This is a genomic window from Corynebacterium sp. HMSC28B08 (assembly GCF_001806865.1).
Classification (GTDB): domain Bacteria; phylum Actinomycetota; class Actinomycetes; order Mycobacteriales; family Mycobacteriaceae; genus Corynebacterium; species Corynebacterium auriscanis.
This window is the reverse complement of the sequence record NZ_KV786167.1, coordinates 67,917-80,549: the sequence shown is the minus strand read 5'-3', so window position 1 is coordinate 80,549 and position 12,633 is coordinate 67,917. Positions and strand designations below refer to the sequence as shown.

The 12,633-nt window shown below is 58.8% G+C and carries 7 protein-coding genes and 1 pseudogene; 2 read left to right on the top strand and 6 right to left on the bottom strand.

Going from position 1 to position 12,633, the window contains the following annotated elements; genetic code table 11:
- The first annotated feature begins 5 nt into the window (after positions 1-5).
- Positions 6-1,319 (top strand): ParB/RepB/Spo0J family partition protein, encoded by a 1,314-nt coding sequence (locus HMPREF3098_RS06195; protein WP_246815864.1) that lies wholly within the window; start codon positions 6-8, stop codon positions 1,317-1,319.
- Between the two features lie 445 nt (positions 1,320-1,764).
- Complete coding sequence (locus HMPREF3098_RS06190) at positions 1,765-3,186, top strand: hypothetical protein (protein WP_141739689.1); 1,422 nt, start codon at positions 1,765-1,767, stop codon at positions 3,184-3,186.
- A gap of 25 nt (positions 3,187-3,211) precedes the next feature.
- On the opposite strand, the gene HMPREF3098_RS06185 is transcribed toward HMPREF3098_RS06190, so the two are convergent.
- From HMPREF3098_RS06185 to HMPREF3098_RS06160, 6 genes and pseudogenes are all read right to left on the bottom strand, one after another.
- Positions 3,212-4,396, bottom strand: coding sequence for an N-acetylmuramoyl-L-alanine amidase (locus tag HMPREF3098_RS06185; protein ID WP_070434403.1), 1,185 nt, complete (start codon positions 4,394-4,396; stop codon positions 3,212-3,214).
- A 231-nt stretch (positions 4,397-4,627) separates the two neighbouring features.
- Entirely contained in the window at positions 4,628-4,951 is a 324-nt protein-coding gene (trxA, locus tag HMPREF3098_RS06180; protein ID WP_070434402.1) for a thioredoxin, read from the bottom strand.
- 289 nt (positions 4,952-5,240) lie between these two features.
- Positions 5,241-6,392 (bottom strand): thioredoxin-disulfide reductase, encoded by a 1,152-nt coding sequence (trxB, locus tag HMPREF3098_RS06175; RefSeq protein WP_246815863.1) that lies wholly within the window; start codon positions 6,390-6,392, stop codon positions 5,241-5,243.
- Between the two features lie 89 nt (positions 6,393-6,481).
- Positions 6,482-7,138 (bottom strand): RNA polymerase sigma factor, encoded by a 657-nt coding sequence (locus tag HMPREF3098_RS10970; protein WP_083284211.1) that lies wholly within the window; start codon positions 7,136-7,138, stop codon positions 6,482-6,484.
- 485 nt (positions 7,139-7,623) lie between these two features.
- The gene (locus HMPREF3098_RS06165; RefSeq protein ID WP_070434400.1) at positions 7,624-11,409 is read right to left on the bottom strand and encodes a murein biosynthesis integral membrane protein MurJ; all 3,786 of its coding nucleotides are present in this window, start codon (positions 11,407-11,409) and stop codon (positions 7,624-7,626) included.
- Positions 11,410-11,461: 52 nt separating this feature from the next.
- A pseudogene (locus tag HMPREF3098_RS06160) lies at positions 11,462-12,633 on the bottom strand (hypothetical protein); the annotation flags it as partial.

Below are 12,633 nucleotides of genomic sequence, written 5' to 3'. Positions count from 1 at the left end.
CCAGAATGCCGAAGGCAATGCCGCAAACAGCTAGCAGGCGCAGTGGGCTTGGTCGGGGTTTAGCATCTCTAATTCCAAGTGGAGATAACAAGCCGTCCTTGGGGGACGGTGCGGCAAACGTAATCCTCGGTTCAGGTAGCTCCAATGGTTCACAAGCCCAACAGACTGCGGGGCAGCGACGGGCCGATGTTAACTCCGAGGGAAGGTCAGCGCAGGGTCAGAGTGGAACCTCCAGAAGGGACGGGGGAGCTTACGGCCCACGGACTACTGCAGGGAGTTTAGATGAGAATGGCTCCGCCACCCACTCCCCTACCCCGGATCAAACGACCCCATCCGCATCGCGAAAGGGCGAGGGAAAATATCGTCACCGTGACGTAATTCAGGGTGACATCGGTCAAGCCGGAAGTCACGAACAAAAAGATCATAATGGCGTCAAGGCAACCGCTGCGGAGGCCGGGAAAACCAATAGCTTTGGTGCGGAGTATCGAGAGCTACCCATTGGGGCGATTCGCACCAACGCAAAACAACCGCGTCAGGTTTTTGACGAAGAGGCCCTAAACGAGCTGGTTCACTCCATCCGTGAGTTTGGATTGATGCAGCCGATTGTTGTACGGCACTCCCCTCACGGGGATTCGGAGTTTGAGCTCATTATGGGTGAACGCCGTCTTCGGGCGTCGAAGAAGGCTGGGCTCCAATCTATCCCGGCAATTGTTCGTGAGACTGAAGACGATGCCATGCTGCGCGATGCGCTGCTGGAGAATATTCACCGCGTTCAGCTGAATCCGTTGGAGGAGGCTGCGGCCTATCAGCAATTGCTTGAAGAGTTCGGGGTGACACAGGCGCAACTGGCACAGAAGCTAGGTCGATCGCGCCCCCTGATCACAAACATGATTCGGTTGCTGCAGTTGCCTGTGGCTGTACAACGTCGGGTGGGTGCCGGTGTCTTGAGCGCCGGTCACGCTCGTGCGCTTTTGGGGGTTCGGGCACCATCGGAAATCGCGGATGATGAAGCGACACAGTATGTACACCGAGCCCAGGGCCAAATTGCTGATCGGATTGTGGCTGAGGGGTTGAGTGTGCGGGCGACGGAAGAAGCAGTAACTCTTTTGAACCGCGGCGAGGGCGCTCGCAAGAAGCCAAAGACCGGCCCATCTAAGGAATTGGCGCCCGAGGTCTCTTCGTGGGTAGAAGACATCTCGGATGCGTTGGATACGAAGGTCTCGGTCCAAATGGGGAAGAAGCGTGGCAAGATCGTGGTGGAATTCGGTGGCCCAGAGGATTTCGATCGGATCACCGATCTGCTGAAATACCGCGGCTAGGAAGTTTTAGACTCCCAGCCGGCGCATCCGCGCCCGGGCCCAAACATTGTTGGAAACCCGGGAAACCCCGCTGACAGAGCCGGCGCATCCGCGCCCGGGCCTAAAGCCCGGACCTAAACATGGTATAGGCCGGGATCGTCGGTGGGTTTCTGTTTGCGGTGGGCTTAACGCAGTTGGCAATGGCTGACGGGCGATGTTTCACGTGAAACAATTGGTTCGAGGGGCACTACGGTTAGACGAAGGGATGATTCACCGGTCCATCGTTGATGGTAGAAGGGACACCGACCTTGATAAGGCGCGCCCCTACTAATCGCCAGCAAACTCTTAATAAAGAATTCGACGAATCAATCCCTATCCTGTGTTGTGAACAATAAAATAGGCACAAACGAGTGTTCCAACATAGCGTGGTGAAGGGTAGGTCTAGGTGCGCGTTAACATCCATGCCGTGACCCCCTCTACAATGCGTTCGGTGGAGCCGGGGGCGTCGTCCGATATGTTTTGGCAGAGAGAGACCGAGCCACCGCATCCGCAGTCAAGTCGAGCGGACGAGATCTTCGACAAGCAGGTCTGGATGCAAAATACGCATTTAACCTGGGGCATTTGCGGTTACACGGCGTTTGTAGATAATGGTGACGTCGATTCCAATCCTGTACCGGCGGCTACGGTCTTCTTCGCACCGATTTCGTACATGCCGGGAGCGAGGAAACTGCCCACTGGACCCGTATCCCCCGATGCGATTCTTTTAAGCACAGTGCACGTTTCGGATGCGTACATGGGGCTTTACTTGGAGCATCAGTTGATTGACACCGTTCTTAATGAGGCGACTCGGCGCGGTGTGAAGGCAGTCGAGGCTTTTGCGCGCGCAGAGGAATTTGATGACACGGTAATTCAACGGGCGATGGGTCTTACGCCTGAAAACCCTCAGTCAAACCAGAGCGACACTGCGAACGGGAAGGGCCACCTAATTACAGGTGGAGAGGACGGTGAACGCTCTGGGGCGATCCATGTCGCCAGTGAGGACGATGCCAACCGTCGCCGGGCACTGCCACTGACACCGTTGCAGGAGCTGCAGTTCATTCCCGAAGCGTATCGCGGGTGGGATCGTCAAGCGGCTAAGGCTAGTCGCGGGCAAATTGTTGGTGAAGAACATCGTGGAGAAAGTGTTGGTGAAGAACAACGCGAGAAAAGTATAAGGGAAGAACAACGCGAGAAAAGTACTGGGGAAGAACAACACGGGCAAAGTGCAGGGGAAAACCAACGCGGGCAAATTGTTGGTGAAGAACATCGTGGAGAAAGTGTTGGTGAAGAACAACGCGGAAAATACACCGCAGGCAGAAATTCGTGCGACGATCAAGCCAAAGAAGCGGCACTCCGCGGAACGGCAGCTAGTCGATCGGCTCCCCTAGGTGGCACTGCAGGAGAGGGCGGCGCACAGGCCGACGAGGTGGCGAACGAGGGTGAGCAAGTATCGACTGCAGCACCGGTCCCAGTTGATACAACATCCCCGACCCCATCGCTGGCTAGCGGTTCGCCTGGAGCGCCGACTGCGCTGCAGGAAGACCCTCAAGAGGTGCAGAATGTCGCGTTAGAAGACGCGCTGGAATGGGCTCCATTGTTGTCAGAGGACATCTTGGAAGCGGAGGGATTTAGCGTGGTGGCGCACCACCCCAAGTACCCGCGCTATCGCCGTGAGCTGCCCGAAGCCATGAGCGTGTTTGCCAGGTTCGAAAAGGCGGAGCACCAAGAACTCAACGGGCCAGAGGAAATTCGTACTGTGTTAGGTGGTGACAACGGCCGTCTTAGCCCCTTGCGGTCGGAAGTTTCCGAACCCTCGGCGTCCGCTGAGGATGGGCAGCCCCAAGGATAACGCGAACTAAACTTCCAAATGTGCCCTAGTTCGGTAACTCGTCCCGAATAATTTCCGTGACGCTAAACGTACCGGTGCGGTGGTGGTCTTTATCCAGCAGGTACAGCCGTTTGACGGAAACCACAATGGCATCGGCGATCGTGTCGCGCATCGCGGGGTCGGTCAGCACGGTGATGTCGGCTGGATTTGTTAGGTAACCTGGCACGACCTGCACGGTCGGCATGCTGGTCAACCTCAACAGGTCCCACGTCTGGCCGTGGTTATAGCAATTCTGCAGAGGCGTGCGGGCTGAAATCTCGCGCTGAATGAAGCCACTGAGCTTCTCGCCCACCATTGAGGAGTAACCAGACAGGGACCCGAAATAGAACGAAGCACAGCCGTTGGCGAGTTCATTCGGATAAATATCTGCCCGCAAACTGATCATCAAATCGGCACCAAAAGCATTCGCGATGCTCGCACGATCCTGATTACTCGGATTCGCGGACCGTGGGCGAGACAGAATCGTCTCCATCCCCGCAGCAATCATCCGCCCTTCAATGCGACCCGCGAGATCCCACAGGATCTCCTCCTCCGTCACCTCGCCGTAAGGCCCCTGTACGGCGAACCCCTTGTCGTCCCCTCCCAATCCCGGGTCAATGACCACGCGCTTGCCGAACAGTTGTGGCCCGGCTGTGCGAATCTGCTCCTTCTCCCGGATGGATTGCGGGGAACCTCCGGTTATTCGACGCCCCAAGTATGACAGCGCACGCAGGGTGTCTGGGCCCACGACCCCATCGTCGTTGAGCCCATAATTTAGCTGATAGGTAACGACCGCTGCGTGCGTCTTGTGGCCGAAATGGCCGTCCACGCGGTTGGTGTAAAAGCCCAGATCGTGTAGCTGTGTTTGCAGTTGCGCAACATCGTCCCCCACGAATTGATTACTCTGCAACGACAGCACGCGAGCGCCGAGAGTGTAAGAGGCTTCGCGCAGCGCGCGCAGAGTACCGGACGTAATCATCCCGTCGGCAATGATGCCGCGTTGCTGCTGGAATGCCTTGAGGGCTTCGGCAAGATCGGCGTCGAACACTTGGTCCTCTGCTGACCAACGCTGTTTGCTGAGTCCGGTGGCGTCGCCCTTAAAACCCTCCAATAGACCCAAACGGGCCAACGTACCCCGAACCTCGGCGACGCGGGGGCTGCTGTCACCGACTTGAAGAAGCAAACGTTCCATGTGCCTCTAAAACTCCTTTGGTCTCATGGTCCGAGGGGTCGAATCAGGTTGTGTCTGCGCACCGGGCTGATCGGGCCGGTATCGCTTCGGTGGTGTGGTCGTGGCGTACTCAGAATTCATGGGTCCAAGCATCTGGGGTGGAATCCGGCGGCGCTAGCCAAACTGTGCGTGGCCTATCCCCTGCAGGGTCAGCAGGTCACGGTGTTCTTCTGCGCAACCGAGCTGACTGGTTTACACCCACTTATCCAGGTGGGCCTGGAGTTTGTTCATCGGTTGAGCACCATTGAATTCAGCTACGCGCTCCCCCGCCTTGAAGATCATCAGTGCGGGAATAGACATGACCTGGAATTGCGCAGCCAAACCGCGTTCCTCATCCACGTTGACCTTAGCAATGGTCACCTTGCCGTCATACTGCGCGGCCAGCTCCTCGAGTACCGGATTCATGGCTTTGCAGGGCTTGCACCATTCAGCCCAGAAATCCACGAGGATGGGTTTGTCTGGTGACGCGATGGCCTCATCGAAGTTCGTTTGGTTAAGCTTTTGAATATCAGCCACTGGCGAGTCCTTCCTTTCGTAGTGCTCTGCTAAATCCCTCAATTCCGCAAAGACTCTTGTGGACTCTTTGTGGACGTAGACGATTCACACAGTGCGAAAGCCACCAGGAGATGATGGCCCTTACAACCGGCTACCCATTGATTTCCATTATCAACCCAAAACATGAGCGAGAAATCAATATGCAGTCTCTAATCGGCAGTTTACCCAGTGGTTCGGTAACAACCAACGTTGCCGGGTACTGGCGCGCCACCAGTGCTTGAACGGCAGCCCACCGAAGCGAATAAGTGGGCTATTCCAAGCCGGCCAGGTACGCCTCAACATCCAGTGCCGCGCGGCAGCCGGAACCAGCTGCAGTGATGGCTTGCTGGTAGTGGGAATCTACCAAGTCACCGGCGGCGAAAACTCCCGGAACGTTGGTGCGAGTCGAAGGCTCGTCGACCTGCACATAACCGTTTTCCTTCAGCGCCACTTGTCCCTCGAAGATGGCTACACGTGGATCGTGACCGATGGCTACAAACATCGCGTCCATCTCGACGTCTCGCTGCTCGCCCGTGACGGTATCCTCCAACTTCAGGCCAGTCATAGCGGTGCTTCCCAGCACCTCCACGACCTTGGCGTTCATGACGAAGTCGATCTTGTCATTGGCCTTGGCGCGCTCCTGCATGATCTTGGAAGCGCGGAACTCGTCGCGGCGGTGAATAATGGTGACGCTCGAACCAAACTTCGTGAGGAAGTCGGCCTCCTCCATGGCCGAATCGCCACCACCGACGACGGCGATCTTCTTGTCTTTAAAGAAGAAGCCATCACAGGTGGCACATGCGGATACACCGTGCCCCAGCAGCTCGGCCTCACCAGGTACACCCAGATAGCGTGGCGCCGCGCCCGTTGCCAGAATCACAGACTTAGCCAAGTACAGCTGACCGTAGGCCCATAGCTTCTTCACTGGACCCGTCAGGTCGATGCGCTCGATATCCTCGCCGCGCAGGTCAGCACCGAAGCGCTCAGCCTGAGCACGCATTTCTTCCATGAGGTCGGGGCCCTGAATGCCATCACGGAAACCGGGGAAGTTTTCCACCTCGGTGGTCTGCATCAGAAGACCGCCGTACTCGATGCCCTCAAAAACGACGGGCTCCAGTTCCGCGCGAGCGGCATAGATTGCTGCGGTGTAACCGGCCGGGCCGGATCCCACAATGATTACGTCATGAATCTTGCCATCGACCGGTTGCTCGTCAGCCCCGGCACTAGCCGATTCCGGTCCTACCTTCTGTGCACCGGCTTCCTCGACACCCGCTGCCCCCACGCCGATAAACTGGGCGCCAGCACCCCGGCCCGGCGCCACCTTCGTGTTGGTGGCATCCTCATTTGCTGGTGCCCCGACCTTATCGTCGCTATTCGTATTGGCCTTCAAAAAGCCTCCACCCTGCAGAAATGGCTGATTCATGACTTCCTTCTCTTCTTCGTTAGCCGGGGCTATGCATCGTTAACTAAAAGCACGTTCCGCTCACTAAAAGCACGTTCCGCCCACCCAGTCTAACTAGCTAAACGACACGCGTATTCCCCACCCCCGTCGGCCACCAGCAGCGCCTGCATCTGCTTTTTCCCCCTATTTTTTCGCGATTTCACAGTCCCTACTGGAATGCCCAGGCGGTTCGCGGTGGCCTCCTCGCTCAACCCGGCAAGGAAATTCAGGGCGACCACTTGCCGTACTTTCGGATCTAGTTTCTTGAGGTTGGCGTATACATCCAACCGTTCCACCGTGTTTTCTTCCCGAATAGTTTTCGCCGGCATCTCACGCAGAGTGACCTCCAATTCTACCGGCTGCGGGCTGGCCTCGCGCCGCAATTTGGCCACGTAGGTCAGCGCGCAGTTGTACATAATCGAGGTCATCCATGTGGAAACGGATGATCGTTCTCCGCGAAATTGATGGGCATGGCGATGTATCCGCAGGAGGCCCTCTTGAAATATATCCATGTGGTGGCTGTCGTGAATATCCACGCGCCGTACGGCCCACCAGAGTTTCCGATGGTGCCGTTGAACTAATTCCCGAAACGCAGTCCCCCGGCATACTCCCTCTCCCGCGGACCGGCCGATGTGCCACCGCAATAGCTGTTCATCACTCGCCGTCGCCAACGCTGTTGCCGTTGGTGTGCCTTCGGCTCTTTGTGGGTCGACGCCACCTTGTTCCATGACAATGAATCCCCCTAGTTCTCTGGATGCTCAACCCCCGTCGCGCTCCAGAGTTCGTGTTGCTCCAATTGAACTTGGTATCTCTGAATCTGAATGTGAAGCTTAGGCATGATTTGCACAAGCTCGTGATTCCGAAGTCTAGCGGGTAACACCACAGGGCGGGGAGTTTTCTCCCCGCCCTGTGGATAACTCGCTTATAGTGGCGCGCCAGCCGGTATGAAACCGGCGAATCTGTGGATAACTCTGGGGCGTAGGGCTACCGTGGGTGCTGTTCACGAAGCTGCGACGTCTCCGGTGCGACGTACTCACCACGAACGGGACCCACGAACGGGCCCCGCGAACTACCCGATGAACGTACTTCGCGAAGCGCTCTGGTGAGAGAGCTGCTGCGATAGCCCCCAGCGCGCGTTGTTACCGCGCGTGAAGAATATGACCTTGCACCCGAAGATTTCCCAAAAGCTGCGATAGCCTCCCAACGCGCGTTGTTACCGCGCGGGTGCCTTCGCGGGCTCCTCCGTTTCGGGCATGCCCCGCCACGTGCCCAGCACGTCAATTTCGCCGATGCTGGCGGTATTCTTCGGTTCCGCCACCTTCGTGACCCAGATGATCAGTTTCGTACCCTCGGTATCCGCGTTCTTCGGGAGGTCGATGACATCCGCTCCAGGAGGCACACCATCGCGAGCACCGCTGGTGGCCCGACCAGACCTACCCGCGTTCGAGCTCGCGTTACCTGGCTGCGCGGCAGACGATTGGGCCGTCGCGGATTCTCCCGCGCCACGCCGCTGCGAATCATCCAGCCGGATAATCGTGTGGGGCTGCTTTACGTCGAAGCCAGTGAGAACCTGGGTCTGCGCCAGCGAATCCGCCGAGTCCCCAGCAATCCGCACCTCTAGGTGGGCGCCGGGCGTCAAACCAGAAAGATCCAACTCCGAAAAGCGGGTTTCCGCCGGCATTTCCAGCAGCACACCGGTGCCCTGCTTGAAGGCCGGGGGTTGGGAGCCCAATTGATTGAGGTAGCTCTCCGTAGACCACACCGTATTGGGGTCGCCGTCGATGACGAAGTGTGCCCGATCTGGATTATCTGGCCCGTATGCTGGGTTGCCAGAGTCGCCGGGTTTCTTCACCTCAGCATCTGCCGGTGCCCACGCGACCACGTTGGCGACGGGCACTGGACGTGGGGTCTTATCACCCAGTCGCCCCGCACCCTGGCGGATGGAATTGGTGGATAGCGGCGAATCATTCCTATCGCCGCCAACAACGCTTACCACTCCCGCGATGGCCGCCGCCAACAGGGCCACGATCAAGAACGTGACGAACGCGATGAGGGCCAATCGTGGCGCACGGGCCGGCTCCGCACCGAAACCGGCGACCTTGGTGGGTTCTGGAACGTCGTCCTCTTCCACGTCCAAATCGCCGCTGGTGAGCTTGCGCAGATGATTGGCGACCTTGTGCAGATCCACCTCTTTATCGGGATCCGTATTGATGGCCTTGAGCTCGCGGTAGGTTTCCACCAGCTCTTCCGGAATTTCTTCGTCCGGCAGGTGCTCCAACAGCAATCCCAACGCCACGGTAATACCGTGGGCATCTTGACGCTCCGTGTTGTTCGGAAGCACACCGGGGAACGCTAAGAGCGCGTGACCGGCGGTGGTAATGCGCAGCCGATCGCGGTGATCGATACCCAGCGGGATGCCGGCCTTGTGAGCGTCATCGGCAGCATCGGCTAGGGCCGCTACTGCATAACCTGCGGCCATCGGATCCGGTCCGGACTGGGCCACGGTGGACAGCGGGGAACCCTGCAGCCAGTCAGAGACGATAACCACGAGGTTTCCGTTATCGATGACGCGACGCACGGTGGCCATACCCTTGCAATCCATGTCTTTGAGGGTGGCGGAGCGGCGTAACATATCGTCTTTCGCACGGGCTACGCGAACCATCTTGGTGGTGTGCGTATCGTCGGCCTTCACAGCATTCTTAACGTAGGCCGCGGGGTCCATGATCGTCAGCGCCACGATGTTGCCTGTGGACATTTCGCGGGCCTGCCACAGCCGGGTTGCCGGAGAACCACCGTGATCGGCCAGCAAGCGGTACTGTCCTTGCAGCATGGGGGCGCCGGGCACCAGGCGCGGGCCACGGACTCGACCCGCGGACATTGGTGGCATGAACGTACCCGCGTAGTCGCCGAGCACACCGGTTTCCTGCATGGCCATTTGGGCTTGGTCCGCGGAATCCGGAGTTGCAATGGCGGCGGCGCGGTCGGCATCGACGGGGCGTCGAGGTGTGAAGAAACGACCGACCACCGGCATGCGAGCCAGCATGAGGCCGAACATGTCGACTTCCGGCAGCTTGGACCGCGACAGCACCAGACCCGTGACGATCAGGAAGATTGGCCCAACGATCAACATACGAATCAGGAACCATGGATTGGCCGGGGTCTGGAATACATAGGTGGCGAGTAATACATCCACCCGCCACGCAATGAGCGCACCAACCAGGGAAGCCCCTACGGTCCACAGCGCCGTTTTCACAACGTCGCGGCCCTGCAAACTACCCAGCGAACGGCGCAGCAAAAGAGCACCGATGATCGAACCAGTAAGGAAGCCGAAACCGTTGGCGGCGCCCAGCAGGACCACGACGAGGCGCGGTTCAGTGGAAATATGAGGAGCCAAAAACGCCAGTGCCAGTTTGGTGGTGGTAATACCAGCGATGATGTAAGTGGGAGTCCACACTTCCTCGCGTGCATAGAACACGCGCAGGTGCAGCATGACCAGCGCGTAAGGAATCAGCGTGAACGCGGAGAAAGAGATTGTCCAACCCAGCACATTCGCGGTCTCCAGATCGAAGTTTTGGTACTGGAACAGCGCGGCGGAGACTAGAGTGCCAAAACCTGTGAAAAAAACGATGACCGGCAGGAGAGCTAGCAGCGTGAGTTTGGTTGCGCTGGTGAGATCGCGAACCACAGCCCGGTCATCGCCGTCTGCAGCGTTGCGCGACAACCGGGGCATGATGGCGGTCAACAGGGTCACACCGATCACACCGTAGGGCATCTGCAACAACTGCCAGGCCTGCATGTAGACGGTCACCGCGGCATCGGAGGCCTGGGAGGCGATGCGGTTATTCAGCATCCAGCCAGCCTGCGAAATTGCGACGTACACGATGATGGCAATCGCCATACCACCGAACGCCTTGAGACGCTTATCCACGCCCCACAGGGGCTTCATGTTGATCCCGGCCTTGCGCAAGAACGGGATCATGATGGCGGCTTGGGCAACCACGCCCAAGGTGGTACCTAGGCCCAGCAACAAGATGTGCGGGTTGGTGATCGTGACGGACTCGTTGGGGTTGAGCTTCGTCTCGTCCGGCAGCATGTAATACAGCACCAAAATGCCCAATGTGACCAGGTTGTTGACCACTGGGGCCCACGCGCCGGGTTTGAACATGCCCTTGGTGTTGAGCACCGCCATGAACACCGCAAACATCGCAAAGCATACGATCTGCGGCAGCACTAGGTAGGCGATCGACGTGGCGATATCAATGTTGACGTGCCCGTTTTCATCCAGGCCAACTTCCACCAGGAATGGCGCGGCCAGAATGGACAACACCGTCACGGCCCCCATGAGGGTGAACGTGAGGGTCATCAGCCTGCGAATGAAGGCCTCGCCGCCGTCGGGGTCCTCCTTCTCTGCACGCACGAGCACGGGAACCACTAGGGACGTCAACACCGCTCCCAAAACCAGCTCGGTAATCAGGTGGGGCAACGTGTTGGCGGTGTTGAACGCCGATGCGATCGCGGGGCCCAATGCCGAGCCGATGAGCACTGTGCGCAGGAATCCCGTGATGCGCGACAGCAGAGTAGCGATCGCCATGGATCCACCCGCACGCACCACTTCATCGGCGGCGCTTTTGCCGGATTCATTATCGGCATCGTCGTTGTGAGCACTGGGTTCCGTAGAGCGTTTCGCCTCAACCACTCCAACGCTGCTGGCGCTGGAAGTTGCTTGGGCCTCGCCAGCAGCCTGTGTGGGCTCAGCTTTAGCTGTGCTACCCGCACTGTGGTTGTCGGACCGTTGCGGTTCGCCGGCTTTTTCTACCCCATGACCGACGCCACCAGCTTCCCCAACACCGTTATGGGCTGGACCACCGTTGGCTCCGGGTACGATCGCCGGAGGCCGAGGACCGCGGAACCGGCCACGCTGGCCAGCTGGGGCTCGTCCGGGGTTATCCGCTTCTCGCCCGCGATGGGGGTTCTCATCGTTGTCTTGGGGGAAAGTCACTTCTCCATTTTGTGCCACAACCCCTGTTATGCCTAATGGTGCCGTGGGCGTGTCATCGATTAACCGGTCTCTCAGGCAGGTCTAGCAGGCGATTTTTGCTCTTCTGGCGGGTTCGGCGCACCCATGGCAAACGAGCGGCCACAACTATTCCGGCAAGAGCTATGCCGGTTATCAGCAACCCGGAGATGCGCAATCCCGGCGCGGATTGCACGCCGAGGCGCACGGGCGTGGAGATTCGTTTGCCGTCGGCGGAAGCCAACCATAGCTCCATCTGCTGTGCTCCCTGGTCGGAAGGCATCTCTGTGGTGAGGGACATGGTGATGGAACCGCGCGCTGGGATGTCCTGGGCATCGGGAACGTCAATGGCAATCCCGGAGGACTGCTCGGTGGAGTATTCCAACTTCGCACGCACCGGCAGGGGCAAACCATTGCGCGCGACAACGATCAGAGGGGAAGAATCACTGGTGCGGGTAAAGACGTTTCCTGGGGGCACCAGCGTGACGCTGCGCTGGAGTTTATCGGTCACATCAGCTACATGTGTGGCCCGGGCCACACGGCCTTCGCGCTGTTCTTGCCACTGTGATTTCACCCGCATTGAATAACCCGAAAGGCTGCGCACCAGGTCATCGAACAGTGGCCGGGTGAATACTTCGCGGTCCAGCGCGATCTTGGGATCGTTCCGCATCATCAGCGTGACATCCCACAGTTGACCTGCAATGTTGCTCACAAAACCGTTGAGAGCGGGCGAGGAAGCACCCGGGTCGCCATAGGGTACGGTTGCTGCGCCGCTGGCGAGGTCTTGGTCCTTGAGCTCTCCTCGGGGCTCGGCGATGCGCGATAGTGGAGCGGGGCTGGCCGAATCGTTTGCGAGGTGCCCCGAAAGGTTTTGCAGGACCGCGCGGGCCTCCTCTTCCGTCACTCCCCAGTTTGCGGGAGGCACGGCTAAAACAGGTTGCTGGCGGGCAATTTCTAGGTCTAAACCGGCTAATGCGGTTCCCATGCGTGCGGCTGAGCTGTCTTGCTCCATTGGATAGCGCGAATCCGGGTTGGAGTAGGGCGCAACTTCAGGTGTTGCACCGGTAGCCCGTAGCAAGGTTCCCAGGTTTCCCGAAAATGTCACCGTGGTGAACTGGTGACCGGCGGGCGCTGTGGGTGCAGTAGGCACAGTGGATGCAGCGGGCGCACCGGGTCCGCCCTGCTCGCCGCTCTGCTGACTACTCAGAC